The organism is Nonomuraea sp. NPDC049709 (assembly GCF_040674815.1).
Classification (GTDB): Bacteria; Actinomycetota; Actinomycetes; order Streptosporangiales; family Streptosporangiaceae; genus Nonomuraea.
Genome location: NZ_JBFANM010000067.1, coordinates 40875 through 67474, shown reverse-complemented (window position 1 = coordinate 67474; position 26600 = coordinate 40875). Strand labels below are relative to the sequence as shown.

Annotated in this window: 21 protein-coding genes; 9 read left to right on the top strand and 12 right to left on the bottom strand. The window is 70.8% G+C overall.

Features of this window, described 5'->3' with window-relative positions; all coding sequences use genetic code 11:
* The coding region (locus AB0J69_RS46100; RefSeq protein ID WP_364131916.1) for a family 16 glycoside hydrolase at positions 1-2132 on the top strand (2132 nt) is incomplete at its 5' end.
* Between the two features lie 304 nt (positions 2133-2436).
* Here AB0J69_RS46100 and AB0J69_RS46095 read toward each other — a convergent pair.
* The 4 genes from AB0J69_RS46095 to AB0J69_RS46080 are packed head-to-tail and all read right to left on the bottom strand — an operon-like array spanning position 2437 to position 6678.
* Complete coding sequence (locus AB0J69_RS46095; protein WP_364131915.1) at positions 2437-2715, bottom strand: hypothetical protein; 279 nt, start codon at positions 2713-2715, stop codon at positions 2437-2439.
* Positions 2685-3104 carry a hypothetical protein gene (locus AB0J69_RS46090; RefSeq protein ID WP_364131913.1) on the bottom strand — a complete coding sequence of 140 codons (420 nt, stop codon included), beginning with the start codon at positions 3102-3104 and terminating at the stop codon, positions 2685-2687. Before AB0J69_RS46090 ends, AB0J69_RS46095 begins: the two co-directional genes overlap by 31 nt.
* Before the next feature lie 43 nt (positions 3105-3147).
* Complete coding sequence (locus tag AB0J69_RS46085; RefSeq protein WP_364131912.1) at positions 3148-3921, bottom strand: transposase family protein; 774 nt, start codon at positions 3919-3921, stop codon at positions 3148-3150.
* 60 nt (positions 3922-3981) lie between these two features.
* Entirely contained in the window at positions 3982-6678 is a 2697-nt protein-coding gene (locus AB0J69_RS46080) for a hypothetical protein (protein ID WP_364131910.1), read from the bottom strand.
* 160 nt (positions 6679-6838) lie between these two features.
* Between AB0J69_RS46080 and AB0J69_RS46075 the strand changes: the two genes are divergently transcribed.
* The 3 genes from AB0J69_RS46075 (at position 6839) to AB0J69_RS46065 (ending at position 9001) form a co-directional block, all read left to right on the top strand.
* Positions 6839-6961, top strand: coding sequence for a hypothetical protein (locus AB0J69_RS46075; RefSeq protein ID WP_364131908.1), 123 nt, complete (start codon positions 6839-6841; stop codon positions 6959-6961).
* A gap of 208 nt (positions 6962-7169) precedes the next feature.
* Positions 7170-8081 (top strand): NAD(P)-dependent oxidoreductase, encoded by a 912-nt coding sequence (locus AB0J69_RS46070; protein WP_364131907.1) that lies wholly within the window; start codon positions 7170-7172, stop codon positions 8079-8081.
* Positions 8078-9001 (top strand): RNA polymerase sigma-70 factor, encoded by a 924-nt coding sequence (locus AB0J69_RS46065; protein ID WP_364131905.1) that lies wholly within the window; start codon positions 8078-8080, stop codon positions 8999-9001. Before AB0J69_RS46070 ends, AB0J69_RS46065 begins: the two co-directional genes overlap by 4 nt.
* Before the next feature lie 102 nt (positions 9002-9103).
* Here AB0J69_RS46065 and AB0J69_RS46060 read toward each other — a convergent pair whose 3' ends face one another.
* From AB0J69_RS46060 to AB0J69_RS46040, 5 genes are all read right to left on the bottom strand, one after another.
* Positions 9104-9973 carry a GNAT family N-acetyltransferase gene (locus AB0J69_RS46060; protein WP_364131903.1) on the bottom strand — a complete coding sequence of 290 codons (870 nt, stop codon included), beginning with the start codon at positions 9971-9973 and terminating at the stop codon, positions 9104-9106.
* A gap of 102 nt (positions 9974-10075) precedes the next feature.
* On the bottom strand, positions 10076-11482 hold the full coding sequence (locus AB0J69_RS46055) for an MFS transporter (protein ID WP_364131901.1): 1407 nt from the start codon (positions 11480-11482) through the stop codon (positions 10076-10078).
* A 203-nt stretch (positions 11483-11685) separates the two neighbouring features.
* Complete coding sequence (locus AB0J69_RS46050; RefSeq protein ID WP_364131900.1) at positions 11686-12012, bottom strand: LuxR family transcriptional regulator; 327 nt, start codon at positions 12010-12012, stop codon at positions 11686-11688.
* Positions 12009-12449, bottom strand: coding sequence for a cupin domain-containing protein (locus AB0J69_RS46045; RefSeq protein WP_364131898.1), 441 nt, complete (start codon positions 12447-12449; stop codon positions 12009-12011). The genes AB0J69_RS46050 and AB0J69_RS46045 overlap by 4 nt, the downstream gene beginning before the upstream one ends.
* A gap of 272 nt (positions 12450-12721) precedes the next feature.
* Positions 12722-15931 carry a GH92 family glycosyl hydrolase gene (locus AB0J69_RS46040; protein WP_364131896.1) on the bottom strand — a complete coding sequence of 1070 codons (3210 nt, stop codon included), beginning with the start codon at positions 15929-15931 and terminating at the stop codon, positions 12722-12724.
* 169 nt (positions 15932-16100) lie between these two features.
* Here AB0J69_RS46040 and AB0J69_RS46035 point away from each other — a divergent pair, with 169 nt between their 5' ends.
* Together AB0J69_RS46035 and AB0J69_RS46030 are read left to right on the top strand one after the other, a co-directional pair.
* Positions 16101-17564, top strand: coding sequence for a carboxyl transferase domain-containing protein (locus AB0J69_RS46035; RefSeq protein WP_364131894.1), 1464 nt, complete (start codon positions 16101-16103; stop codon positions 17562-17564).
* A gap of 24 nt (positions 17565-17588) precedes the next feature.
* A complete protein-coding gene (locus AB0J69_RS46030) occupies positions 17589-17873 on the top strand; it encodes a DUF5988 family protein (protein WP_364131893.1) in 285 nt (94 codons plus the stop codon).
* 38 nt (positions 17874-17911) lie between these two features.
* Here the strand turns inward: AB0J69_RS46030 and AB0J69_RS46025 are convergent, their stop codons facing one another.
* Together AB0J69_RS46025 and AB0J69_RS46020 are read right to left on the bottom strand one after the other, a co-directional pair.
* Positions 17912-20626, bottom strand: coding sequence for an AAA family ATPase (locus AB0J69_RS46025; protein WP_364131892.1), 2715 nt, complete (start codon positions 20624-20626; stop codon positions 17912-17914).
* A 174-nt stretch (positions 20627-20800) separates the two neighbouring features.
* On the bottom strand, positions 20801-22558 hold the full coding sequence (locus AB0J69_RS46020) for a 2-isopropylmalate synthase (RefSeq protein ID WP_364131891.1): 1758 nt from the start codon (positions 22556-22558) through the stop codon (positions 20801-20803).
* Between the two features lie 363 nt (positions 22559-22921).
* Between AB0J69_RS46020 and AB0J69_RS46015 the strand changes: the two genes are divergently transcribed.
* The 3 genes from AB0J69_RS46015 (at position 22922) to AB0J69_RS46005 (ending at position 25654) form a co-directional block, all read left to right on the top strand.
* On the top strand, positions 22922-23827 hold the full coding sequence (locus tag AB0J69_RS46015; protein ID WP_364131889.1) for a UbiA family prenyltransferase: 906 nt from the start codon (positions 22922-22924) through the stop codon (positions 23825-23827).
* 446 nt (positions 23828-24273) lie between these two features.
* Positions 24274-25005: an ATP-binding protein gene (locus AB0J69_RS46010; protein ID WP_364131887.1), complete on the top strand. Its 732-nt coding sequence runs from the start codon at positions 24274-24276 to the stop codon at positions 25003-25005.
* Positions 24986-25654: a response regulator transcription factor gene (locus AB0J69_RS46005; RefSeq protein ID WP_364131886.1), complete on the top strand. Its 669-nt coding sequence runs from the start codon at positions 24986-24988 to the stop codon at positions 25652-25654. The genes AB0J69_RS46010 and AB0J69_RS46005 overlap by 20 nt, the downstream gene beginning before the upstream one ends.
* Here the strand turns inward: AB0J69_RS46005 and AB0J69_RS46000 are convergent.
* Positions 25630-26595: an aldo/keto reductase gene (locus AB0J69_RS46000; RefSeq protein ID WP_364131884.1), complete on the bottom strand. Its 966-nt coding sequence runs from the start codon at positions 26593-26595 to the stop codon at positions 25630-25632. The two genes, AB0J69_RS46005 and AB0J69_RS46000, sit on opposite strands and share 25 nt — an antisense overlap.
* Between the last annotated feature and the right edge of the window lie 5 nt (positions 26596-26600).

Genomic DNA, 26600 nt, shown 5'->3' with positions numbered 1-26600 from the left:
CCAACCCCCGCCCGGCCGTACGCGTCCTGCAGACCCTCGACGAGGCCAGCTACAGCGGCGGCGACATGGGCGACCACCCCATCACCTGGTGCCACTCCCAAGGCCAGGGCCGCGCCTTCTACACCGGCCTCGGCCACACCGCCGAGTCCTACACCGACCCCGCCTTCCGCACCCAGCTGCTCGGCGGCATCCGATACGCCGCCGGCACCGCCAAGGCGGACTGCCGGCCGGAGAACGGCTACACCACCCTCTACAACGGCTCCACCACCGGCTGGTCCCAGGCCGGCCCCGGCAGCTTCACCGAGGAGGACGCCACCCTGACCTCGCAGGGCGGGCTGGGCCTGCTGTGGCACTCCGCGAAGGAGTTCGGCGCCTACTCGCTGAAGCTGGACTGGAAGCTGACCGGCGACAGCAACTCCGGCGTCTTCGTCGGCTTCCCCGCCTCCGGTGATCCGCAGTCCGCCATCAACAACGGCTACGAGGTGCAGATCGACGCCACCGACACCCCCGACCGCACGACCGGCTCGATCTACGGCTTCCAGGCCGCCGACCAGGCCGCCCGCGACGCCGCCCTCAACCCACCCGGCGCGTGGAACACCTACGAGCTGCTGGTCGAGGGCGAACGGCTCCGGGTCTTCCTGAACGGCGTGCAGATCAACGACTTCACCAACACCGACCCCGCACGCTCGCTACGCCAGGGCCACATCGGCATCCAGAACCACGGCGCCTCCGACCAGGTCGCCTTCCGCAACATCCGCGTCAAGGAGCTGAGCGGCGGCGGCACCGTCACCGTCGAGGGGGAGTCGTACACCTCGGGTTCCGGGGTGCAGGTGGCCACGCACGCGCCGGCCAGCGGTGGCCGGACGCTGGGTTACGTGGACAACGGCGACTGGGCGGGTTATTCGAGCGTTGACACGGGTGGGGCGAGGACGTTCTCGGCGCGGGTCTCGTCCGGTGGGGTGGGCGGGACGATCCAGGTGCGTTCGGGGTCGGCGACCGGCACGCTGCTCGGCTCGGTGGCCGTGCCCGTGACCGGTGGGTGGGAGAGCTTCCAGAACGTCACCACTGCGCTGACCGGCTCCGCCACGGGACCGCTCTTCCTGGTCTTCACCGGCGGCAGCGGCAACCTCTTCGACATCGACACCATCACCCTGGGGAGCGGCGGTACGGCTCCGGCGTCGGACAAGGTGCACGTCTTCTACTACCCCTGGTACGGCTCGCCCCAGGTGAACGGCGGCTGGCGGCACTGGCAGCAGGGCGGGCGCACCCCTCCCGACGACATCGGCGCCGACTTCTACCCCGCGCTCGGCGCCTACGACTCCGGCGACTTCACCGGAGCGGTGGCCCAGCACATGAAGTGGATCAGACAGGCGGGCGTCGGGGTGGTGGTGCTGAGCTGGTGGGGCCGCGGCAGCTACGAGGACAACCTTGCCCGGGGCGTCCTGGACGCGGCGGCGAGGGAGGGACTCAAGGTGGCCTGGCACCTGGAGCCCTACTCCGGCCGCAGCGCGACCTCCACCGTGGACGACATCCGCTACATCAACCAGACGTACGGCTCGCACCCGGCCTTCAGCAACGCGTTCTACGTCTTCGAGAGCCTGCGCATCACCGACTGGTCCGCCCTGAGCCAGGTGAACCAGAGCAACGTCATCCTGGCCCAGACCACCGACACCACCAAGATCGCGAACTTCAACGGCATGTACACCTACGACGCGATCGCCGGCGCCACCGCGCCCGGCTGGCAGCAGGCCGCGGACCACGCGCGCCGGCACGGGCTGGTGTGGGCCCCGTCCGTGGGGCCCGGCTATGTCGACGACCGCGCGGTGCCCGGCAACACCACCCCCACCCTCACCCGGGACAACGGCGCCACCTACGACCGGGAGTGGTCCAACGCCCTGCGGACCGGACCCACGTGGATGTCGATCACCTCCTTCAACGAGTGGCACGAGGGCAGCGTGATCGAGCCGGCGGTCGCGCGGGCGGGCTACCAGAGCTACGAGGGCGCCTACGGGCGCACCGGCGCCTCGGCCCAGACCGCGTACCTGGACCGCACGGCGTACTGGGTCGGCCAGTTCGCGGCGACCCCCGCCCGTCGTGGTGGCCTTCCTCATGGGGTGCTCAGGGGCGGGTGACGTCGTCGAAGTCGAGGCGGGCGGAGCCCTCCGTTGGAGAAACCGACCCTCCCGGAGTGGTCGCCCTCGCTCCGGCGGGAGGACGACCTCGCGTAACGTCCGCTACTGCGAGTCGCAGAGGGTCCAGGTCGGTCCCGCCTCCGCGTGCCGGTAGCGGACGTAGCCGCTGCCGGCCGTGGCGTCGCTGCTCGTCCTCCTCGAACAGCGTCCTCCTCGAACAGCTTCTTCCAGGCCGGGAGGTGGTTTCTGCCGACGGTGCTGCCCGGCTGGTCGCCGATCCACATCTCGTGGTTGTCGTACGTGGTCAAGCCGACCAGCCGGCGGGGTTGTCGCACGACTCGCGGGAGATCTCCGAGCCTGTGTCGGGGAAGAAGCCGAAGCGCTTGTCGTGCAGGTGGGCGAAGAGATAGCCACATCTCCTGACGAGCCGCGCCGACCTCCGGGCCGAGTGGTGCCCAGCCCCCTCCACCAGGTCCCAGAACGCCCGCGCCGCGGCACACCGGGAAGAGCCGTGACGATCGCTGATCGTGCTGCCCTGCTCGGGGGCTGCGGTCAGGAGACGGCCGGGTCGTCCAGGGCCCACAGGAGGCCGTATCGGGATCCTTCGAGCTCGAGAATACGGCGCGCGCGGCGGAAGAGGCGAACATCGTCCGCCTTCACAGCGGCGAGGAGATAGGAGCTCACCTTCAGCTTCTCCAGCATGGGTTGGACCTCCAGCGGGTCGAGGTCGAGCTCTATCAGAGTGACGAGCACTTCGACCCTGATGGATGCGGGAGTTTCTTCGGTGAAGAGCTCGAGGAGGAGGTCGATCGTCGTGTGGTCGCGGGCGACCAGGTCGAGGGCGCACGAGATGAGGCGATGGCGAACGGGCCGGATCTGTTCGTCGTGGGCCAGTTCCTTGATGCGTGATGCGGCGCTGTCGGGACTCATGTTCACAACGTCGTGGCGCAGCCGCTGGAGCAGCAGGTCCATTGCCCGTCCATCCGGGGTCTCCGCCACTGAACGCTTTTCATCCTCACGCTGCCTGCGCAACTCGGTGATTCTGGAGGACGGCGATGGCCTTGCAGAGGTGGCCGGCCTTGCTCGGACTGCAGCGTAGCTTGCGGAGGATCTTCCAGCTTTTCAGCTGGGCGTTCGCGCGTTCCCCGGGACCCCGAAGCTTGGCGTGAGCGCGGTTGGCCTGCTTCTGGGAGGCAGGCTTGTTCTTGCCCTTGTACGGGGTGAGCACCGGGCCCTCGGCTCCCTGATACGCCTTGTCGGCCAGGGTGATGATCCCGGCCGTCTCCAGCGCGCGCAGGATGCCCCAGATGCGGGCGGCGCTCAGATCGTGGGCTTTGCCGGGCAGGGCTCCGGAGGTCCACAGGATCGTCCCGTTCGGCGAGGCGATGACCTGGATGTTCATCCCGTGTACGCGGTGCTTGCCGGAGAAGTAGGGCCGGTCGGCGGCGATTCGGTCGATGTGGATCAGGGTGCCGTCCAGCACCAGGTAGTGCAGCCCGTCCCGCTTCGCCTGGCGCAGCGCCTGCCCGAGCTTGGGCGAGCGGGCAGACAGCAGCGCGACCGTCTCCTCCACATACCGCCACGCGGTCGCCGTCGACACTCCGAAGCCGGCGCCGAGCTCGGTGAACGTCTCGCCCTTGCGCAGGTAGACCAGCACCAGCAGCGCCTGCTGCCCCGGGGTGAGCAGCCGCCAGGCCGACCCGATCGCCTTGCGGTGCCGGCGGATCACCCCGGCGACGTAGTTAAGCGTTGCACGCGACAAATCGATGGCGGCGCGATAGAACAGCATCCGAGGCCCCTGGTTGTGACGGATCTGGTTGTGGTGATCAATCCATCTACCAGGGGCTTCTTACGTCGTCAGGCGAACACCACAGTCGCGATCATGCTGTGACCAGCACCCCGCCGCCAGGGGATGCAAAAGCCTCACTGATCTGGCATGACGGTCCTTGCAGAACAGCAGGTCCTCGGCAAGTTCCAGGGCCTCCGGCATGATGTCGGGCTTGTTCGAGTCGAGGCTTTCCGGCAGCCATTTCAGCGAATAGATGATGTCCACGTTCTGGCGCCTGGTCATGGATGTCTGGAGGAGGACTATCCATTCCTCCTTGTGCAATGCTGACTTCCAGCGGAGGCAGAGCCGCTGCCACTGGTCGAGCGGATCTCCGTCGATCGCCAGGAACTGTTTGACGCTGACCTCATGGGCGGACGTCGCCGCCAGGATCATCAGGTTGGCGCTGTAGCGGATCGCCCGGTCCATGGTGGGGACGGGCAGTGGGCGATATGCGGCGCAGGATCGGTCGGTACGCGCCTCGCGGTTGGCGATGAGTTCGGCCAGCGTGCTCCCGAACGGGTCGTCGACGCTCACCATCTCCTTCAGGTAGCCGAGGACCGGGCGGTGCATCGACAGGATGGTGAAAGAGGTCAGCGCGTACAGGCGCCCGTCCTGGAACGCCTTCCCGAACGGCAGGTCGTGATCGACGCGGCGGACGGACAGGCGATGGAGGAGCTCGAAAAGCAGGAATGCCGCGAGGAATTCGCCGAAGGTGGCGTGCAGGAACTCGTATGCGCGCAGAGCCGTGTGGTCCTGGCTCGCCTCCGTTTGGCAGATGAAGAAGAATCCGCCGATCACGTGGTCGGCGAGGGTGGCCTGCTCGAAGGCGTTGCTCGACTGTGCGGGGTTGCCGCCCGACAAAGTGGCGAGGTCGGCGTTGAGTTCCTCGCGCGTTATCCATTGGCGTCGCCGGTTTATCATGCCGAATGCGGCGACCGCGAGAAGGGAAAGGGTTTCCCGGATCTTGGTCTCCAGCGCGTCCGCGGCGATCGCTGGATGTCTCTTGCTGATCTCGCGCTCCACAAAACTGGACAGCACTTTCCGGTACAGCTCGGTCTTTTTCAGGGATCGCGATTCTCGCTGTAGTGCGTTCTTGTCGGCGTCGTAGAGGGCGAGCATCAGCAGCAGCAGCGGCTGGCCGGCGAGTTCCTCCTGGGGCAGCTTCTCCTTGTGCGGGAACGGCCGAAGCCCGTGATCGGAAAAATACTGCCGGTTCGTCTCGTTCCACTTGCCGAGCCACTCGTTGATCTGTTCCCGATTGAACGGTTCCAGGCGCATGACCACGGTGCCGACCGGCACGGTGCATCGATGGGCGACCGCCGTGCGATTGGTGACGATCACCACCACCGCTCGATCCTGTTCCTGCTCGCGGCGCTGAAAGTCCGAGATCCGGTCCAGGTAGTCGGTGCGTTGCATCCCGCTCGCCTGGATGTGCTCGTCCAGGCCGTCGATAATGAGGACGGGCAGCACGCCGGCGTCCACGGCGCAGCGAGAGAGGTCCGCCCACTCGATCTTCTCGTGGGTGTAGTCCCGGATTCCATAGGAGATCTGGTCCGGGATGAGGGAGATCTCCAGGGGGACTCGCCGAAGTGCGATATAGATCGGCAGGAACTGGTCACTGGGCAACCGGGCGGCGAGAACTCGGGCGAGCAGCGACTTGCCCGCTCCCGGTTGCCCGAGGACGACCAACGGTGCGGACGTCGCCCCTGGAGAGGTGAGGAAACCGGCCAGGAACGCCGACATGTTGGAGTGGACGGGCTTCTTCGTCCAGGAGGAGTCCGAACTGACCTCGGTCTCGGCCGTCGGCTTGATCACCCGGAAGTGCGGGTCGACGTAGCCCTCCGCGAGGCTCGGCAGGTTGAGCCCGCGCGGCAGGTCGGCGCCCCCGTGAAGCGGCAGGGAGAGCGGAGACCTGTTCGCCTTGGCGATGCTCTGCAACTGGTGGTCCAGGGTGCGGTGACAGGTGATCGACGCTAGTTTGTGCTCGAGGTCGGCCAGGCCGCTGCGTATGACGGTGCGAGTGGCCGTGTGCTGGCCGGAGTCGGACCACAAGGCGAATTCGGGGAAGTCGAGCTTCAGCCGCAGGTACAGATTCTCGTAACGACGGCTGGCCGCCTCGGGCAACTCGCCGAGCATCACCACCCATCCTCGGTCCTGCGTACTGGCGGGCAGGTCCTCCCACAGTTTGAGACCTGCCATGAAACGACCGAGAGCGGCCGCGACGGTTCGGTAGTGGCCGCCCAGGGCGCTCAGCGTGTCTTCGTAGGGTCGATGAATTTCGGGCGTCATGACCCGGGCGTTCAGGAGCGTGTTGAAGACCATCTCGCTGCGCTCTTGAAGGTCCTTGAGCCCTTCGGTGTCGCTGATCTCGAGGGCTTCGGCCCGGGTCAGCTTGAGCTGTTTCAGGGACAGCGGCAGGTCGACGTCGTCCAGTGCTTCGAAGAAAGCCGCCATGACGATGGTGGCATATGCCGCCTGCAGACATTCCGTTCGTGAATGGCGATTCAGCCCGGCGAGCTTGTCGCGGAGCGGCCCGATGAGCTCGTGCAATAGACGTACGGCTTCGGCCTTCGCATCGATCAGCCCGAGGACGTCACCGAAGCCGGCTGTGGCCGTGCCGAGGAGCAGACCGCCCATGATCTTGTCGAGCGCAACGATGACCTTTCCCTTACCGCCCAACAGGCGGACCGCGTCCGCGTATCTGATCGGTTGACCCATGGTCGGTAATCATCCCGGTAGCCATGAGCACGTGTAGGGAGATTGCAGTTTGTGTTGCCACGCCTCGACAAAGCGCGCGATTTCGGGCCGGGGAGTGTGGCGTGGATTAGGGGTTTGGGCGAATGACGCAGTTTGCTGGATATAAGCGCTTATGAAGGAAATGTCGGAAAAACGCCTCATAGGAAGGGGCTTCGCCGCCCGCTTCCTCGGTGCCCCCGCCCCCGACGGCTTCGCCCACAGGGACGACGCCGCGCCCCTCTCCCGCCGGATCCGCACCGCGTGAACCTCGTTCGCCGCCGCCGAATCACCCGCCCACCGTCGGTCATTCGTGCAGCGGGCGGATCTCGATCGCGCCGCCCAGCCGGGGCCGCCGGGATGCCGGCCGAGCGGCGGGTTCCGCCACGTGGCCGGCCCGTCGCCCATGTCACAGATGGCGGGGCTGCCTCGTCTCGGGTTCCGAGGGCAGGCTCGGAATCTGGAAGGTGATGGTCATGCGGGTGTTCGTGGCGGGCGCGGCGGGGGTCGTGGGGCGGCGGCTGGTGCCGCGGTTGGTGGCCCGCGGGCACCAGGTGACGGCCACGACGACGAGTGCGGCCAAGGTGGGCCTGCTGGAGCGGTTGGGCGCGGAGGCTGTGGTGATGGACGGGCTGGACGCGCTGTCGGTCGGGGCGGCGGTGGCCGAGGCCCGGCCGGAGGTGATCGTGCATCAGATGACCGCTATCTCCGGCAAGCCTGATATCAAGCACTTCGACCGCTGGTTCGCCACCACCAACCGGTTGCGTACCGAGGGGACGGACCACCTGCTGGCCGCCGCCGAGGCGGTCGGTGCGGCCCACTTCGTCGCGCAGAGCTACGCCTCCTGGAACGGCATCCGCGAGGGCGGATGGGTCAAGACCGAGGAGGACCCGCTGGACCCGACGAGCACGGGCCAGGGGGCGCAGGCGATCCGCCACCTTGAGGACGTGGTCGTCAAGGCGGGCGGCGCGGTCCTGCGGTACGGCGCCTTCTACGGGCCGGGCGCCACCGACGACCAGGTCGAACTGGTGCGCAAGCGGCAGTACCCGGTCGTCGGAAACGGCGCCGGCCACAGCTCGTGGGTGCATCTCGACGACGCGGCCGGCGCCACCGTGCTGGCGGTGGAGCAGCGGGTGCGAGGGGTGTTCAACATCGTCGACGACGAGCCGGCCCCGGCCCGCGAGTGGCTGCCCTACCTGGCGGAGTGCGCGGGGGCCAGGCCGCCGATGCGGATCCCCACCTGGCTGGCCCGGCCGCTGGCAGGGCGGACCGCGGTGACGATGATGACCGAGGGGCGTGGCTTCTCCAACGCCAAGGCCAAGCGGGAGCTCGGCTGGGAGCTGCGTTATCCCTCGTGGCGGCAGGGGTTCAAGGAGGAACTGGCGTGAGGCGGGCCGAGGAGTTCGAGGAGCTGCGGCCGCTGCTGTTCTCGATCGCGTACCGGATCCTCGGCAGCGTGAGCGAGGCCGAGGACGCGGTCCAGGAGACCTGGTTGCGCTACCAGGCCACGCCGACCCGCCCCACGTCGACCAAGGCGTTCCTGTCGGCCGTGGTGAGCCGGATCTCGATCGACGTGCTGCGTTCGGCCCGCGCCCGGCGGGAGGAGTACGCCGGGACGTGGCTGCCCGAGCCGCTGCTCACCGACCCGTACGCCGACCCGGAGCGCTCGGCGGAGCTGGCCGACTCGGTGTCGATGGCGGCCCTGCTCCTGCTGGAGCGGCTCAGCCCGCTGGAGCGGGCGGTCTTCGTGCTGCGCGAGGTGTTCGGGTTCGGTTTCGGCGAGGTCGCGTCGGCGGTGGGGCGGTCGGAGGCGGCCTGCCGCCAGCTCACGGTACGGGCCCGCCGCCACATGGAGGCGGGACGCGCTCGGTTCGCGGCCGACCGCCGGGAGCGGGAAGAGCTCGCCGAGCGGTTCTTCGCCGCCTTCCGGGCCGGGGACGTCGCCGGGTTGCGCGAGCTGCTCGCCGCCGACGTTCAGATGGTCAGCGACAGCGGCGGCAAGGCCCCGCAATGGGGCAAGGGCGTCTTCGGGGCCGGCAACGTGGCCCGGGTGCTGGCATCGATCGTCCCGCCGTTCATCCAGATCGGCGGGGTCGTGACGGCGCACGAGGTGAACGGCCAGCCAGGGGCGATCTTCCGCAACCGGGACGGAGAGATCGTCAACACCTTGGCCCTGGACTTCCTCGACGGGCAGATCCAGACGATCCGCGCGGTGCTCAACCCCGACAAGCTCGGCCATCTCGGTCCGGTGGCGGACGCCTGGGCGGTCATCCGCGAGGCGAACCAGGCCCGCCGGCCTGCGGGCTGACCGGGAGGAGCCGTCTGCGCCCCGGGCGGCGGCTGCCCGGGAGGAGCCGTCTGCCCCCGGGCGGCCGACCGGGGGGAGCCGCCTGCCCCCAGGGGGTGGCCGCTAGACCCACCGTCCCCACGACGTGACCAGTGGCCGGTAGCCCTGGCGGGACCAGAAGGGGACCGACAGCGGGTTCGGGGCCACGTAGTGCACCAGCACGGTCTCGACGCCGGCCGCCGCCACTTCGGCATGAGCGTGGGCGGCCAGTGCGGCGCCGATGCCGCGGCCCCTGCTGCCCGCGCTCGCGTACAGGGAACCCACGTACGCCACGGGCGAAGCCCGCACGGCGGGCGCGATCCACCCCGCGTGGTCAGGGTGGTGGACCGAGAGCATGCCGGCGACCGCACCGTCCTGCTCGGCCAGCCAGCACCAGCCGTCGCCACGGGCGAGTTTCTCCTCGAGTTCGGCCCGGGCGGCGGCTGGCGTCGAGGGCAGCACCGGAACCCAGCCGAACTGCGCCTCGTAGGCGACCAGCTCCAGGTACAGCCGGCACATGGCATCCAGATCATCCGCCACCGCCCGCCGTACACCGGCGGGCCGCCGCTCTGCGGCCGGAACGGGAGAGACCCGGACGGCGAGCACGGACCGCGGCGCGAACCCCCGCCTGACCAGTGCCGCGACAGGCGCGGTGTCCCGGCTCGGCCAGCTCACCACGAGCCCGGAGCCCGGCTCGGCGTCGAGGGCCGAGATCCAGCGGTCGAGGAGGCGGCCGAGGGAGTCCGCGGGGTCGTCACCGGCGACTGCGGCGCGGAGCGTGTAGGTGGTCGGCGGGCCCCACTGCACTGACCGGGCGTTGGGGTCGGCCGTGGCCACCGAGGACGTGCCGATGGCGTCCGGGGTCTCGAACGGGGTTTCGCCGAGATCCGTGATGGCGACCAGAGGGTCGGCGGCTCGCACGCGCTCGCGGTGGCTGTCGATGACATCGCTCACGGTTCGCACACTAGGTGACGCTGCACCTCGTCGAGCGGCTTCGTGGTGCTGCGGGACGGCGGAGCCCGTGCCCGCCGAGGTGGGCACGGGCTCCGGGGGTGGTCAGGAGTCGCGGGCGTCGTCGAGGACGCGGGCCGCCTCCCGCTCGTACGAGCCGCGGGAGGACAGCACCACCAGGCCGCCGAGGATCATGGGCACGATCAGCGCGTACATGGCCATGAGCAGGGAGCCGGTGGCGTCGGAGGTCAGGCCGACGATGAGGGGGCCGAAGGCGACGCCGATCGTCAGCAGGAACTGCAGGACGGCGAAGCCGACGCCGCGTGACCTGGCCACCACGACGTCGGCGATGCAGGCCGTGCACGTGGGGATCGCGGTGGAGGAGATCGTGACGGCCAGCAGCACGAGGATCACCAGCGCCACCGGCGAGCTCATCAGCAGGGCGACGCCGAGGAGGGTCGAGCCGATCGTGATGCCGGCGCCGCCGATGAGCAGCCGGCCGCCCTTGACGCGGCCGTGCACCCGCTTGCCGAGGTGGGAGCCGAGCACGGTGCCGGCCAGCACGCCCACGATGGTGACGCCGCCGCTGATGCTGCTGGCGACGCCGGTCGTCATCCCGAAGACGCGGACCATGAGGGACGGCAGCCAGAAGTAGATGCCGCCGAGGCCCAGGGTCAGGATCATCACGCCGAGGGCGACGAGGATCAGGGTGCGGATGGCCAGGACCTGGCGGACCTGGGGCCAGAAGGGCGGCTTCACGGTGGCGCCGGGGGTGGGGGCGGGGTCGGCCTCGGGCGGGCCGGCCTGCGGTGGTTCGAGGGCGCCGGGGGGTGGGGCCTGCTGGGGCACCACGGCGGCGGTGGCCATGATCTTGTCGATCTGGCCGCGCTGGGGCTCGCGCAGCCGCCAGACGAGGATGGCGGTCAGCGCTCCGGGGATCGCCATCAGCAGGAACGCGGCCCGCCAGCCGAACGCCTGGCCGATGACGCCGCCGAGCAGGGTGCCGACGCCGCCGAGGTAGGTGGTCATCCGGGTCCAGCCGTACACCTGCATGCGGGTCGCGGCGGGGTAGAAGTCGGCGAGCAGGCTGCCGACGGCGGGGTTGTCGATGTTCTCGGCGGCGGCGAGCAGCACCCGCATGAGGTAGAAGACGGCGAACCCGGCGGCCAGGCCGGAGCCGAGAGTGGCCAGGGCCCAGCAGAGGACCACGATCCCGATGATCCTGGTACGGCTGTAACGGTCGGCGAGGTATCCGGCGGGCAGCGCGACGAGGGCGGCGGCCAGCGCGGCGGCGGTCGGGATGGATCCGGCCGCGGTGTCACTGAAGCCCCATTCGGCCTGTATGAGCGGCAGCACGCCGGACATCAGGTTGGCTTCGATGCGATCGACCATGCCGACGACGAACAGTACGACGAACGGCCCCCACCCGAAGGGGTTCGGATCGGTCGCGCTGATGCCGCCCGGTGGCGGGGATCCGAGTCGGCGGCGTTCGCGGGCGACGGTCTTCACCATGGCTTTCTCCTCCGCGGTAGGTGCTCCCCAGTGGCACGCTGGACGTGGGAACCCCCCGAACACGGTTCTAGACCGGAGTTCTAGGAAGAGTGTCGTACATCACACTGCGTTTCACCAGTGCGAAACGGATTCGCGTAACACTACTGACGCAGAGGCAACGCGAAGGGGGCGGGAACCGGAACCGGTTCCCGCCCCCTTCGCGTTCAGCGTGCCGTGCTGAACAGGAACGCGCAGTCCTGTACGGCCTCCACGCGGTGACGGCGGTCGGGCATGACCAGCAGATCGCCCGGCAGCCCGTCCCACGAGAGGGGCCCGGCGACGAGCCGTACCTGCCCGTGCAGCACGTGCACCGTGACCTCGCCGGGATGCTCGTGCTCGTGCATGTGCTCGCCCTTCCGCAAGGCGATCACGGTCTGGCGCAACGAACGCTCGTGCCCACCGTGGACAGTGGTGGCACTGCGGCCGCTGCTCGCCTCACGGGCACGCGTGAGCAGATTGCGAGCCAGCGCGGTCAGCGAGACCTTGGTCATGGCCGCGGCGCGCGGCGGTCTCGCCGGGCTTCCAGCTCCTCCGGGCTGACCACGGTCAGCATCGGCTGCCCCGGCGCGCAGAACATCGTCACCGTGAACGCCGACTCCTCGTCGGTGAGATGGTTGCCGTCCTGGTAGTGGATCACGTCCCCGCCGGGCTCCCAGAACGCCTCACCGGCCCGGACCACCCGCGCGGGCTCGCCCTCGATCTCGAAGTTGATGGCCCCCTTGACCACGAACCCGTACGCGGGCCCGGAGTGCCGGTGAGGCGGCGCGCCGGGGCTGTTCGGCGGCAACGTGACCAGGAGCGTCATCGCCTCGGCCCCCTCCGGCGCGGGCGGCGCCCCCGGCACGGTGGCCACCACGTCGATCTTCGGCGGCGGCCCGCTCTTGTCGGGGTTGTCGAGGCTATGGGCGTTTGCGTGATCGGTGCTCATCAGGCTTCCTTCACGGTACGGTGGCCGGCTCGATCCGGCCGTGCACCAACTCAGACAGGGCAGCTTCCCGATGTGTGACAGGGGGCACCCGCCGGAGCCGTGGAAGCCCAGCGGGCGCGGCGTCGCTCCGAGTCCCCGCGCCAGGGCGCCGGCCGTTTCTCGATCTCGGACATGGGCCCGTCATGGGGGAGCCCCACCCCCGCGAGGCGGGGACGGGGCTCCGTGTTGGCGATGGGTCAGGCGATGGGTCAGGCGATGGGTCAGGCGATGGGTCAGGCGAAGGACCAGGTGAAGAGGTGGAGCTGGCCCTCCTCCGCAGGGGAGAAGGTCAGGCTCTTGACGGTCTTTCCGGGGTCCAGGGCGATGGGCTGGGAGGCGAAGACGTACGCGTTGATGGGTTGCAGCTCCCAGGATCCCCAGAACAGGCGGTACGGCGTGGTGGCCACGATCTCGTTGCCGAACTCCGGATCGTCCCCGCCGAAGTCCAGGATCCAGTCACTGAAGCCCAGCTTGGCCGTGCCCGTCGTGCCGTCCGTGTAGGTGATGGTCACCGTCGACTCCGCTTCCTCGACGCCCGCGCCCAGGAAGGAGAGCTTGGTGGCTCCGGCCGGGGCGGCGACCTCGAGAGGCTGCGTGCCGGGCTGGAGGTTGTCCCACTCGCCCCTCTTGGTGTCGGGCCAGGTGAAGCGGAAGTCCTTCCAGGTCACCGTCGCACCGGGGCTGAGGCCCGCCTCCGCCAGGGCCTGGCCCGAGTAGCTGAAGCCGGGGCCGTCGAGGTTGGCCTCTCCGGGCGCGGTGGCGTCGCCGATGCCCGCGTTGTTGTGGTGCCACTGCGGGGTGCCCCGGGTGGCGACGTTGAGGCGCACGCTGGTCGCGGTGTCCCCGACCGTGATCGGCACCGTGTGGAAGCCGCGCGGGACGCTGCCGGACACCGAGATGGCCAGCTTGACCTGGGCCTTGCCGCCCGCGGCCACGTTCAGCACACCGCTGGACGGCGACACCGTGACGCCTGCCGGCGGGTTGGCCCGCCAGGTGAGGGTGGCCGCCTGGCCGAGGCTGCGGGCCGCGAGCTCTGTCGCGAAGACGCCGCCGGGCTCCACCGGGCCGCTGCCGGGGGCGAGACCGGTGAGGTACGGCTTCGACCCCTGGCCGAAGGAGGGCGGCAGGTCGCGCGGCGTGGAGCCGAACGCCCGGTTGGGATAGGCGCTGAGCGCGAAGTCGAGCCGCCCGCCCGCGGTCGAGAACGTCTCCGGCAGCCAGGCCTTGCTGGTCTCCACGCCGTTGACCAGGAGGGATCGGATGTACGGGCTGGCCGCGCCGGGGGCGTTGACGACGATGTCCGCGCTGCCGGGACGGTCGATCGTGACCCGGTCGAACAGCGGCGTGTTCACGAACAGCTCGGCGCGGCCGGGGATCGCCGGGAACAGGCCGATGGCCGACCACACGTACCATGAGCCCATGGCGCCCAGGTCGTCGTTGCCGACCAGGCCGTCCGGCCCCGGCCCGAACAGCTCCTTCTGCACCCGCCGCACCAGCGCCTGGGTCTTGTACGGCTGCCCCGCCCACGCGTACAGCCAGGGCGCGGGCAGCGCGGGCTCGTTGCCCATGTAGGCGAAGGGCCGGGCCGGCCCGGCGTTGAGCTCGGTGAAGTACTCGTCCAGCCTGGCGATCGCCTTGTCCCGCCCGCCCATCGCGGTGAACAGGCCGCCCGCGTTGTGCGGCACCATCCAGTGGTACTGGGCGCCGTTGCCCTCCATGTACGTGCCGGGGCTGCCCGGGTCGAAGGGGGCCAGGAACGAGCCGTCGCCCATGCGCGGCTGGACCCAGTCGTTGGCCGGGTTGTACAGGCTCTGCCAGGCCTGCGCCCGCTTCATGAACTCGGCGGCCGTGGTCGAGTCGCCGATCCGGGAGGCGAGCTGGGCGATGCCGAAGTCGGCCACGCCGTACTCGAGGGTGGTGGAGGAGTCGGAGGGGACGTAACCCTTGCTCATGAAGGCGGCGTTGCCCGGTCGTTCGTCGTAGCCGATCAGCGGGTGGCCGATGTCCACGGGGCCGACGCGGCGGGCGGCGGCGGCCATGGCCTTCAGCGCGGCGGCGTACTCGAAGTCGCGGGCGCCGAAGGCGTACATGGTGGACAGGATCACGTGGAACGGGTCGCCGACCATGACGCCGGTGACGGCGGTCTGATGCGACCACCGGTCCCAGACGTTGCCGAGGGACTGCGCGTTGTCGTACATCGACTGGGCGATGTCACTGGCGACGTCCGGCGCGAGCAGGGCCAGGAGTTGCACCTCGCTGCGGTAGATGTCCCAGCCGGAGAAGGTCGCGTAGTGGTGGTGGCCGGGCCGGACGGTGCGCGGCTTGCCGTCCATGCCAGTGTAGGTGCCGTCGGCGTCCTCGAACACGTACGGCTGGAGCAGCGCGTGGTAGAGGTTGCTGTAGAACGTGCGCCGCTGGTCCAGGGTGCCGCCGCCGACCGACACCCGGCCCAGGCGCTCGGACCAGACCGCGCCGGCCTCCTGCTTGACCTGGTCGAGGCCCTTGCCGGCGATCTCGGTCGCGAGGTTGTTCCTGGCGCCGTCGATGCTCACGTACGACAGCCCGACCCGCATCTGGACCGGCCGGGCGGGGTCGAACTGCAGGTACGCCCCCGAGCCGGGCCCGTTGACGGTCACGTCACCGGCGGTGACCACCTCGCCCCGGACCTTGGCCGCCCCGGCGTTCTCGACCGTCTGGGCACCCGGCAGCACCTCGTCGTCCTTCCACGTGCCGAAGCCGGTCACGGGCTGGTCGAAGGTGGCGTGGAAGTAGACCTTGTAGCGCATCGGCGGGCCGCAGAAGCCGCCGGTCTGCACCCAGCCCTGGACGGTGTTCCCGCTGATCCGGGTCTCGCCGTCGTCGACGCCGTTGACCGAGCCGCTGGTGTTCAGCAGCACGGTGCCGGGCTTGCCCTGCGGGAAGGTGAAGCGGGCCACGCCCGCCCGCATGCTCACCGAGAGCTCCGTCTTGATCCCGGTGTCCAGGACGCTGCTGTAGAAGCCGGGGGAGGCCTGCTCCTTCTCGTGTTTGAAGGTCTGGACGTAGTCCTCGCCGTGGGTGGCGGGCGAGCGGCCGACCGTGCCGGAGAACGGCAGCACGGGGAAGTCCTGGGCGCCCGTGCAGCCGGGCCCGGAGATGTGGGTCATGGAATATCCGCGCAGCCGGTTGTCCTCCCACCGGTAGCCGCCGCCGGCGTTGGCCACGGTGTCGGGGCTCCACTGCATCATGCCGAACGGCAGGACGGCACCGGGGAAGGTCATGCCACCGCCACCGCCGTGGCCGAAGTCGGAGGCCGCCTCCTTGGTGCCGTGGAAGACGTTCACCAGGGCGGCGGGGTTGCGCTCCATGACGACGTCCGGCGAGGTGGACGCGGCGACGGAGCCGGGTGGGAGTATCGCCGTCGCGACCAGGGCGGCCACGACCGGTAAGGACCATTGAGACACGGCAGTCCTCCAAGGGAGAGATCTGTATCACACAACCGAGATCGGCTGATCAGGGTCAACGAGCAGAAAGGGCGGTCAGAAGCTGCCACCACGGATAGGGGTTGGCTGGTCAGGGCGGCTTTGTCACATTCGCGAGTACGTGTGTCGAGCCGGCGTGAGGAAAGCAGCGATGACAGTCGTGTCCACGGTTCCCGTCGAAAGCCCCGCAGAGTCCGCCGTAGGGTCCGCCGCCGAGTCCGCCGTCGGGCCCGCCGCCGATCCCCGGGACCCGTCGATCCGGCTCGCCCGGCTGCTCGACCCGGGTTCGGCCGTCCCGCTCCACGGCGACGACGAGAGCGGGGTGCTGGCCGTGCACGGGCTGATCGGCGGCGCGCCGGTCGTCGCGTTCTGCACCGACGCCCGCCGGATGGGCGGCGCGCTGGGCGCGGACGGTGCCCGGCACATCGTGGACGGCATCGAGGCCGCCGTGCGCCAGGGCTGCCCGGTGATCGGCCTGTGGCACTCGGGCGGCGCCCGGCTCGCCGACGGCGTGGAGTCCATGGACGGCGTGGGCCGCATGTTCGCGGCCATGACCTGGGCCTCCGGCGTGGTGCCGCAGATCTCGGTCATCCTCGGGCCGGCGGCCGGCGCCGCGGCCTACGGCCCCGCGCTCACCGACGTCGTCATCATGGCCGACTCCGGCCGCGTCTTCGTGACCGGGCCCGACATCGTCCGCAACGTCACCGGCGAGTCCATCGACATGGCCGGACTGGGCGGCCCAGAGGCGCACGGCCGCAAGTCGGGCGTGGCGCACATCCTGGCCGCCGACGAGGCGGACGCCCTGCGCCGCGCCCGCGGCCTGGCCGGGATCTTCGCCGACCACGGCACGCCCGACCTGGCCGCGCTCCGCGAGCCCCGGGACCTGCGGTCGCTGCTGCCGGAGTCGCCGCGCCGCGCCTACGACGTGCGCCCGCTGGTGCGGGAGCTGCTGGACGCCGGCGGTTTCGAGGAGCTGCAGCCCCGCTGGGCCGCCAACATCCTGGTCGGACTCGGGCGGCTCGGCGGCCGGTCCGTCGGGGTGCTCGCCAACAACCCGCGGCACAAGGGCGGCTGCCTCGACTCGCTGTCGGCCGAGAAGAGCGCCCGCTTCGTCCGCATGTGCGACTCCCAGGGCATCCCGCTCGTCGTGCTGGTGGACGTCCCCGGCTACCTGCCGGGCGTGGGGCAGGAATGGGGCGGCGTCGTACGCCGGGGCGCCAAGCTCCTGCACGCCTTCGCCGAGTCGGTCGTGCCCCGCGTCACCCTGATCACCCGCAAGGCGTACGGCGGCGCGTACATCGCGATGAACTCCCGCTCGCTCGGCGCGACCACCACGTTCGCCTGGCCGGGCGCGGAGGTCGCGGTCATGGGCGCGGAGTCGGCCGTCGGCGTCCTGCACAGGAAGGCCCTCGCGGCCGCCCCCGAGGCGGAGCGCGAGGAGCTGCGCACCCGCCTGGCCGAGGAGCACCGCCGGGTCGCCGGCGGGGTCGAGCGGGCCGTGGCCATCGGCGTCGTGGACGAGGTCATCGCGCCGGAGACCTCCCGGCTGCGGATCGCGGAGGCGCTGGCCCGCGCCCCGCGCGCCCGCGGACGCCATTCCAACATCCCGTTGTGAGGAACCGTCAACAGGAGGCGCACCATGTCCCACATCACCGCGTCCCAGATCGCCCCGTCCCAGATCGCCCCGTCCCAGATCGCCCCGTCCCAGATCGCCCCGTCCCGGATCACAGCGGTCCTGGTCGGAGGGCCGGACCACCTGGCCGCCGACCGGCGGATCCAGAGCGTGGGGTCCGCCACCGACACGCTCAAGCTGCCCCACGGCGCCGGGTACGAGCACTTCCGGCACCAGGGCGAGAGCACCGAGATCGACGGCGAGCGGGCTCTCGTCTTCCGGTGGATCATGCACACCGCCATCGCGGAGTAGCCGCCGCTCCTGTGCGCCTGTGGGCATCGAGAACCTGCCTACAGGCGCTCGCCCACCAGCTTCGCCGGGAGGTCGGCGCGCCGGGAGACGTTGAGCTTGCGGTAGACCCGCGTCAGGTGCTGCTCCACGGTGCTGACCGTGATGTACAGCTTGGCGGAGATGTCCCGGTTGGAGTAGCCGTCGGCGGCCAGCGCGGCCACCCGCCGCTCGGCGTCGCTGAGGATCGGCTGCACGCCCGTCACGCCGTCGTCGGCGGGTTCGCCGGGTGACAGCGCCTGGCTCAGCCCGTCGGCGTGGCACTCCTCCGCCAGGGCGCGGGCCCGCCGTGCCAGCATCCCGCCACGGCGGTACTCCCCGTTGGCGTGGTAGGCCGCGACCAGGTCGAAGAGCGTCCTGGCCAGCTCGTACCCATCTCCGCCCGCCTGGACCAGCTCGGCCGACCGGCGCAGCAGCATGATCCGGTGGCGGCTCTCGGCGGTCGCGGCCAGCACGCGCATGGCCATGCCGTGCACCCGCTTGGACCGCCCGTGGCAGCGCGCCATCTCCTCCTCGGCCAGCAGCCGAGCCTCCTCCGGCTCGCCGAGGCGGACCAGGGCCTCGGCGGCGTCCACCCGCCAGGCGATGAACTCCGGGCTGTCCAGCTTCCACCGGGCCGTCAGCTCGCCGCAGAGCCGCAGGTCGCGCAGGGCCTGCTCGGCCTGTCCCGCCATGAGCGTGAAGCGGGCCTTGCCGTAGAGGTAGAGCAGGCCGAAGCGGGTCTCCAGCATGGCCTCCGGCACGGGCTGGGAGACGTGCAGCAGGTAGTCGTCGTGACGGGACATGGCGGCGCCCGCCAGCAGCAGGGCACCCAGCGGCCCGCCGACGGCCACACCCCAGCTGGCCGGGGGGATGAGCTCCAGGGCCCGCCGGGCGTCGCGGGCCGCCGCCGCCGGCTCGCCCCGGCGCAGGCCGATCTCCGCGCGGATGGCGGAGAGCCGGGCCTGCCTGCTCGGGGCGTGACGGGAGGCGGCCTCCTCGATGAAGGCGTCGCACCAGGGCGCGGCCCGGTCGGCGCGGCCGCTGTAGGTCAGGGTCAGCAGCGCGCTCTCGACCGTGTCCATCGACATCTCGTCCAGCCGGGAGCCGCGCAGGACGCGCTCGGCGGTGGCCGCCGTCTCCGGCCGCGGTCCCTCCGCCAGCGCCCGGACCAGCGCGTTCGCCGAATCGATGCGGCGGCTCGCGCTGAGCGAGTGCGCGGCGCCGCCGGCCTCCTCCTCGCTCAGCTCCGGCAGGTGCGGCAGGAAGGTCGGGCAGGCGCCCCGGAGCCAGGCGCGGGCCACGGCCAGCTCCGCCAGGCCCTCCCGGTCGAGCTCGCCCAGCTCCTTCAGGTGGTTCAGCACGTCTCTCGCGTCATCCGTGTGGCCGTGCCACAGCAGCGCCTTGGCCAGCACCACGGCGTCGCCGCCGCCGAGGTGGCCCTTGTGCAGCGCCTCGGTCAGCTCGGCCAGGTGCCCGGCGGGGGTGCTCGGGTTGATCCGCCACTTGGCGCGTACGAGCTTGGTGGCGATCCTGGCCCGGCGCCGCTCGTCGCCGCAGCCCTGCCAGGCCAGCTTGAGGTACTCGATCGCGGGCTCCACGGCGCCGTCGCGCAGCGCCTGGCCGGCCGCCTCCTCCAGGATGGACAGGGCCCACGCGTCGTCCGCGCGGCCGCCCAGCAGCAGGTGGTCGGCCACCACCGTCACGGCGGCGCCCTCGTGATAGGTGAGCTCGGCGGCCCGGCGGTGCAGGTGGGCGCGGTCCTGGGCGTCGAGCGTGGACAGCACCGCCGACCTGGCGCTCTCGTGGCGGAAACGGCCTCCGGCGAGCAGCCCGGCACGGGTCAGCGCCTGGACCGCCTGGGCGGTGGCCGTCTCGTTCTCGCCGAGCAGCTGGGCGACCGAGCCGGGCTCGTCCAGCACCGCGAGGCCGCGGGCGACGAGCAGCAGGTCCGGGTCGGCGCGGTGCAGGCAGGTCAGCACGGCGTCGCCGTAGCGGTCGCCGGGGGCGCCGCCGGCCTGGTAGTCCTCCACGAGGGCGTCCACCAGGAGGCGGTTGCCGCCGCTCAGCTCGTGGCAGCGGGCGGCGTACCGGTCGGCCGTCTCCCGGCCGGCCCGCTCGGCCACCCGCCTGGCCACGCCCTCGGCGGACAGGTGGGTGAGCCGGACCTGCCGGCAGTGGGGCTGGCGCAGCAGGTCGGAATGGAGCAGGAAGTGCTGGTTCGGGTGGTGGTCGGGGGTGCCGAAGAGCAGCATGACCTTGGCGTACTTGACCCGGCGGGCCAGGTAGGACAGGCAGAGCTGGGAGGCGCGGTCGGCGTGGTGGGCGTCGTCCACGACGATCAGCAGCGGGCAGCGCTCCGACAGCTCCAGCAGCACCGTGCAGAGCGCGTCCACGATCTGCACGTCCACGTGGTCCAGGGTCTCGCCGGCGAGCTGGGCGCGGGCGCCCTCCTGCAGCAGGCTGAGCGTGACCGTACGGTGCTGCTCCATCATCGGCGTGTTGTGCACGAGCTGCGAGAGCACGCCGAGGGGCACGTCGCGCTCCGCCAGGGAGCCCGTCGCGGTGAGCGGGAGGGCGCCGTGGTCGAAGGCGTGCTCGGTCAGCCCGTACAGCAGGTGGCTCTTGCCGGTGGCGATGGCGCCGGTCACCACCGCGATGCGGCCCCGGCCGGCCACCGCTTCGTCCAGCAGCCCGCGCAGGAGGGCCATCCCCTGCCGTTGATCGTGCTCGGCCATGACGGCCCTCCTTCGTTGCCTGGTCGGAAAGGTCAGTAGGGCAGGATTCGGCCCGACGGGGTGCGGAGGTCGAGTCCGGTGACCCGCCTGCGCCGCGGCTTGTCCCGCACAGCTCTGATCCGTGACATGGGAGCGTCCTTTCGTGCCGGCGGCCGTGGACCGGCCGCGCGCTCGTCAGCCCGCGGTCGCCAGGCGGCGGGGCTGGGGAAGGGGCCGGCGGGACGGCCGCGGCTGCGCGCCGTCCGCCGGGCGGGCGCCGAGCGCCGCGCGGACGGCCATGAAGGCGGCGGCGGCGACGTCGTCGTCGAGGCCCGCCCCCCAGGTCGTGCCGTCGCCCGTGCCGCACTCGGCGTAGATCATGACAGCGTGCGGCGAGCGGCCCGCGAGCACCGTGCGCTCGGGCCGCATCTGGTCGTCGTCCAGCGGCGGCGCGGTCTTGTGCACCGCGAGTACCTGGATGCCCCAGGGGCTGAGCACCGAGCCGAGGCCCTCGACGGCCTGCGCCCGCGGCCCGTCGAGATCGACGCCGCCGTCCACGTGAAGGGTGACCACGATCGGCTCGCTGCCCAGCGACAGCGGGCCGGACAGGTCCCCGCGGTAGAGGTACTCCTCCTGGAACAGCGCGCCGATCCGGCCCGGCGACAGCTCGCCGCCCGCCGTGTCGGCCTGCTCCTGGACCCGGGCGGACAGGTCGGCCTGGAGCGCGCGCGGCAGGCTGAGCCCGTGCCAGGCGCTCATCACGTACGCCACGCCGCCCTTGCCCGACTGGCTGTTCACCCGGACCACCGCCTCGTAGGTCCGCCCCACGTCCTTGGGGTCGACCGGCAGGTACGGCATGCTCCAGGCCAGCTCGTCCACGGGCGTCCCGGTCGCGGCGGCCTGCCGCTCCCGCTCGTCGAAGCCCTTCTTGATGGCGTCCTGGTGGGAGCCGGAGAAGGCGGTGTAGACCAGGTCGCCGCCGTAGGGGTGGCGCGGGTGGACCGGGAGCTGGTTGCACAGCTCGACGGTGTGGCGCACGGCGTTGAGGTCGGAGAAGTCGATGCCCGGGTCGACGCCCTGCGCGTACAGGTTCATGCCCAGCGTCACCAGGCAGACGTTGCCCGCGCGCTCGCCGTTGCCGAACAGGCAGCCCTCGATCCGCTCGGCCCCCGCCAGCAGCGCCAGCTCGGCCGAGGCCACTCCGGTGCCCCGGTCGTTGTGGGGGTGGATGGACAGGCAGACGTGCTCGCGACGGGACAGGTTGCGGTCCAGCCACTCGATCTGGTCGGCGAAGACGTTGGGCAGCGAGCGCTCGACGGTCGTGGGGAAGTTCAGGATGATGCCGCGGCCCGCCTCCGGCTGCCAGACGTCCATGACCGCCTCGCACACCTCCAGCGAGAAGTCCAGCTCGGTCTCGTTGAACAGCTCGGGGGAGTACTGGTAGGCCAGGTCGCAGTCGCCGAGCACGCGGCCGGCGTGCTCCATCATCACGCGCGTGGCGCGGACGGCCAGCTCGCGGCAGCCGGCGCGGTCGATGCCGAAGACCACCCGGCGGAACAGCGGCGACGTGGCGTTGTAGATGTGGATCACCGCGCGGGGGGCGCCCTTGAGCGTGTCGAGGGTGCTCCTGATGAGCTCCTCGCGGGCCTGGGTGAGCACGGTGATCCGGACGTCGTCCGGGATCCGGTCCTGCTCGATGAGTAAGCGTACGAAGTCGCGGTCATCCTGGCTCGCGACGGGGAAGCCGACCTCGATCTCCTTGTAGCCCATGCGCACCAGCAGTTCGAACATCTGGAGCTTGCGCGCGGGGGACATCGGGCGGGCCAGCGACTGGTTGCCGTCCCGCAGGTCGGTGGACAGCCAGCGGGGGGCTGTGCGGATGCGTCTGCCGGGCCAGGTGCGGTCCGTCAGATCGATAGGCCGGAATTCTGTGTACCGTTCGGCGCCCTGCATCCTCGGATTTCCTTTCCCGAATGACCTCGTCGTCAGATGGCGTGCGGCGGTCCGCCGAATTCCGCGATGACAGCGGCCTTTCTTGGGAGCGACGCGCGGCGTAGGGGTACGGTGCCCGCTGCTTTCTCGGTGATAGTGGTCCGTTCCCGGTGGAAATCTGCTTGAGTATGGCCGAAGCTATAGACGGCGCCGGGGCCGGGACAAGACAGCGGGCCACGAGTTCGGGCCGGATATCCCCTGTGAGCACGGCAGGGGTATCGAAAGGTGTATCCCCGCTACGCCTTTCGGATCAGACCTCTTACCAAGGCCCATGACGCGGCTCACACTCCAGCCATGGCGGCTATCGCTCTCAGACTCCCGGTCATGGCAACCGTTCCACGAACCCTCGCCCTGTGCGTCGTCGAAGCCCGCCCGCTGGTGCTGGCGGTCTCCCTGCTCCGCTTCATGACCGGCGTCGCCCTGGCCCTGCCGGTGGCCATGGCCCCCGCCCCGCTGACGATCCTGCGGGGAGCGGCGGCCTGGGTGCTCTCGATCTTCGCGGTCTACCTCTTCAACGGCATCGCCGACGTCACCGAGGACCGGATCAACTGCGCCGGCCGGCCGATCGCCAGAGGGGACCTGCATCCGCGTGAGGCCGGGATCGTGACCGCCGCCGCGGCCTTCCTGGCGCTCGTGGCCGCGGTGGGGCTGCCGCTGCCGATGCTCCTGATCATCGCCGCCAACCTGGCTCTGGGCTACCTCTACTCGGGCTCGCCGCTGCGGCTGAAGGGCAGCGCCGGGGGCACGGTCGCGGTGTTGTGCCTGTCGGGCCTGCTGTCCTACCTCGGCGGGTTCGTCGTCGCGACGGCGGGCGCGAGCGTCCCCGTGCCGGCCGCGTTGATCGCGTTCGCCGCCGCGGCGACCGGCTGGATGGTGCTCGTCGGCGTGCCCGCGAAGGATCTCTCGGACATCGCGGGGGACGCCGCGGCGGGCCGGCGGACGTTCGGCGTACGGGTCGGCGAGCGCGTGTCGCGGTGCGTGATGGTCGCGGCGGCGGCCGGGCTGTGCGCGGCCTTCGGCCTGGCCATCCAGCTGCTGGACGTGCCGCTGACAGGTGTCTTCCTGGCCATGGTGGCGGGCGTCGCCGCCGTGACCGTGGCGGGGGCGTTCGCGTGCGCGGCCACCACGGCGGGCGGGCCGGCCGGGCGCCGGACCCGGCGGCGCCCGTACGGGGCATTCATGGGAACGCAACATCTCGTTCACCTGACCGCTCTAATGAGCCATATATGACACTAAATGTTGCATTAGTGCCCCTGGGTAAGGGATAGTTAGGGGGGCGCTCGAAAGACTGGTCCCGCGCAGGCGGAGGGGGGACATTGGAGGTTCACGGGGCGGGGGATCCGGCGAGATTAGTTGAAATGTGTCGTAACGAAATACTTGCCGACTTCGAGTCTGCCCTGCGGTCCATCGGCAGTCCCGTTTTCGCTGATCAGCGCGCCAGGGACCAGGCACTTTCCACCGCGAGGTACGTCCTGGACGACGTGGCGGCTACGCTACGCGCTGGAAAGGTACAGATTAGTGAGCTGTACAAATTTCACGCATGGGAAGTTGGAAATGCGCGGGCGGCGGGCGGCGTGCACCCGAAGGTCTCACTTGAGGCGGGCTCACTTTTTTTCAGCGCAGCACTGCGCCATCTCGCCCGGAGAATAGCGGCAGAGTCCGATTCGCCTGCGGAGTTGTTCACACTCGCCGTCTCCGGCATGGAGGCGAGCCTGTCGCGGCGCATCCGTGAGGCTGCCGACAGTTACCACGGCTTCCTGCTCGACCTGGTGCACGAGGCCCAGGAGGAGGAACGCCGCCGCATCGCCCGCGAGCTGCACGATCGCATCGGGCACGGCATCAGCGTGGCCCACCAGCAGCTGGCACTCTCGGAGGCGTACCGGGCGTCCGACGCGGCCCGCGCCTCGGCCAAGATCACCGTGGTGCAGCAGGCCATCCTGGAGACGATGGAGAACCTGCGGCAGCTGACGTCGGAGCTGCATCCCCAGACACCGGTCAGAAGCCTGGAGAAGTCGCTGATGAGCTTCCTGGAGGCGGTCGAGACCGACGAGGTCTCCGTCGCCCTCGACGTCAGCGGAGATGAGACGTGGGCCGAGCCGCATGTGCTCGACGAGTCGTTCCTCATCCTGCGCGAGGCGGTGCGCAACGCGCTCACGCACGGGTCGCCGCGGATCGTCCTGGTGCGGGTGAACATCGCCCCGCACGAGCTGTCGGCGTCGGTGCAGGACAACGGGAGGGGGTTCGACCCGGCGGCCGTGCGCGGCCGCGGGGTGGGCATGACGTCCATGCGCGAGCGCGCCGAGCTGCTCGACGGCCGGGTCGTCGTCTCCAGCGAGCCGGAGCAGGGCTGCCTCGTGGAGCTCTTCGTACCGTTCAAGAGGCAGTCCCGTGGCCGGCGCGACGCCTAGCGGCGCGATCTCGGTGGTGCTGGTGGACGACCATGCGCTGTTCCGGGAGGGAGTGCGGGAGATCCTGGAGGCCGACGCCGGCATCAGCATCGTGGGGGAGGCGGGCGACTCCGAGTCGGCCGTGTCCGTGGTCGCCGCGACCCTGCCGGCCGTGGTGCTGCTCGACGTCGAGATCCCCGGTGACGAGGTCACCGAGACCGTCGCCCGGATCAGGAAGGTGTCGCCGGAGAGCCGGATCATCATCCTGAGCATGTACGACGGGCCCCAGCTGCTCACCCGGCTGCTGACCGCGGGCATCCGCGGCTACCTGCTCAAGAGCGTGCACCGGCACGAGCTGATCGCGGCGGTGCACAGCGTCCATGAGGACTCCTCCAGGGTCGTGCTCGCCGTCTCCCGCCACAGCCTGGCCCGGGTGGAGGAGCCCAGCGCCGCGGTGCTGTCGGAGAAGGAGCTGGAGGTGCTGCAGCTGGCGGCGCAGGCGCTGAGCAACGTGCAGATCGCGCGCCGCCTGAGCCTGGCCGAGGCCACCGTGAAGCGGCACATGCGCAACATCTTCGTCAAGCTCAACGCGGTCTCGCGCATCGACGCGGTCAACAAGGCGCTGGCCGCGGCCCTGATCTCGCCTCAGAGCAGGGGCGAGGGCGACTGAGCGTAGTGGCCGGCGACGAACAGGCCGGCCAGCTTGCCGAGGGTCTCGGGCGGCAGCTCCACCGAGGAGGCCATCAGGTTCATCTCCAGGTGCACCAGGTCGCGGGTGCTCGGCACGGGGACGACGTGCTCGCCCTGTGAGAGCAGCCAGCTCAGCGCGAGCCGTCCCGTGCCCAGGTCGAGCTGCGCGGCCTCGGCGTCGAGCGCCCGCAGCCGCCGGAGGCTGTGGCGCCGGTGCTCGGCACCGAACCGGGGGTCCCCGCACCGCCAGTCGTCCGCGCCGAAGCCGGCCGCCGGCTTGATCCGCCCGGTCAGGAAGCCCCGGCCGAGCGGGCGCGCGGCCACCACGGTGATGCCCAGCTCGTACGTGGTGGCCAGCAGCTCGGGCGACGGGAGCGGCCCCCACAGGGAGAACTCGACACCGACCGCGCTCACCGGGTGGACGGCGTGCGCCCGCCGGACCTGCTCCGGCGTGCCGCCGGACACCCCCAGCCGGCGGATCTTCCCGGCCCGCACCAGCTCGGCCAGGCACGTCACGCTCTCCTCCAGCGGCACCCGCTCGTCCTGGCAGTGCAGGAAGTACAGGTCGATGCAGTCGGTACGCAGGCGCCTGAGCGAGGACTCGCAGGACCGCCGGAGCAGGCCGGGCCGCCCGTCGAACACCGCCGGGCCATCGGGGCCGCCGGCACCGACGCCGCCCCGCGTGCTCACCACCACGTCGTCCGCCCGCTCGGAGACCACGCGCCCGATCAGGCTCTCGACCTGCCCTCCTGCGTAGAAGTCCGCCGTGTCGAGCAGCGTCACGCCGGAGTCGAGCGCCTTGTGCACCAGCCGGGCGGCCTCGCCGGGGTCGACCCGCCCGTACGCCCCGCTCAGGGCGAGCGTGCCCAGCCCGATGGCGGAGACCAGCGGCCCCGTACCGCCCAACCTCGTGTAACGCACGAAAT

Excerpts from the sequence above, each read along its gene's own strand:
- AB0J69_RS46090 (WP_364131913.1), bottom strand. The coding sequence starts at position 3,104 with ATGGACCTGCTGCTCCAGCGGCTGCGCCACGACGTTGTGAACATGAGT.
- AB0J69_RS46085 (WP_364131912.1), bottom strand. The coding sequence starts at position 3,921 with ATGCTGTTCTATCGCGCCGCCATCGATTTGTCGCGTGCAACGCTTAAC.
- AB0J69_RS46080 (WP_364131910.1), bottom strand. The coding sequence starts at position 6,678 with ATGGGTCAACCGATCAGATACGCGGACGCGGTCCGCCTGTTGGGCGGT.
- AB0J69_RS46075 (WP_364131908.1), top strand. The coding sequence starts at position 6,839 with ATGTCGGAAAAACGCCTCATAGGAAGGGGCTTCGCCGCCCGCTTCCTC.
- AB0J69_RS46070 (WP_364131907.1), top strand. The coding sequence starts at position 7,170 with ATGCGGGTGTTCGTGGCGGGCGCGGCGGGGGTCGTGGGGCGGCGGCTG.
- AB0J69_RS46055 (WP_364131901.1), bottom strand. The coding sequence starts at position 11,482 with ATGGTGAAGACCGTCGCCCGCGAACGCCGCCGACTCGGATCCCCGCCA.
- AB0J69_RS46050 (WP_364131900.1), bottom strand. The coding sequence starts at position 12,012 with ATGACCAAGGTCTCGCTGACCGCGCTGGCTCGCAATCTGCTCACGCGT.
- AB0J69_RS46045 (WP_364131898.1), bottom strand. The coding sequence starts at position 12,449 with ATGAGCACCGATCACGCAAACGCCCATAGCCTCGACAACCCCGACAAG.
- AB0J69_RS46035 (WP_364131894.1), top strand. The coding sequence starts at position 16,101 with ATGACAGTCGTGTCCACGGTTCCCGTCGAAAGCCCCGCAGAGTCCGCC.
- AB0J69_RS46030 (WP_364131893.1), top strand. The coding sequence starts at position 17,589 with ATGTCCCACATCACCGCGTCCCAGATCGCCCCGTCCCAGATCGCCCCG.
- AB0J69_RS46025 (WP_364131892.1), bottom strand. The coding sequence starts at position 20,626 with ATGGCCGAGCACGATCAACGGCAGGGGATGGCCCTCCTGCGCGGGCTG.
- AB0J69_RS46020 (WP_364131891.1), bottom strand. The coding sequence starts at position 22,558 with ATGCAGGGCGCCGAACGGTACACAGAATTCCGGCCTATCGATCTGACG.
- AB0J69_RS46015 (WP_364131889.1), top strand. The coding sequence starts at position 22,922 with ATGGCAACCGTTCCACGAACCCTCGCCCTGTGCGTCGTCGAAGCCCGC.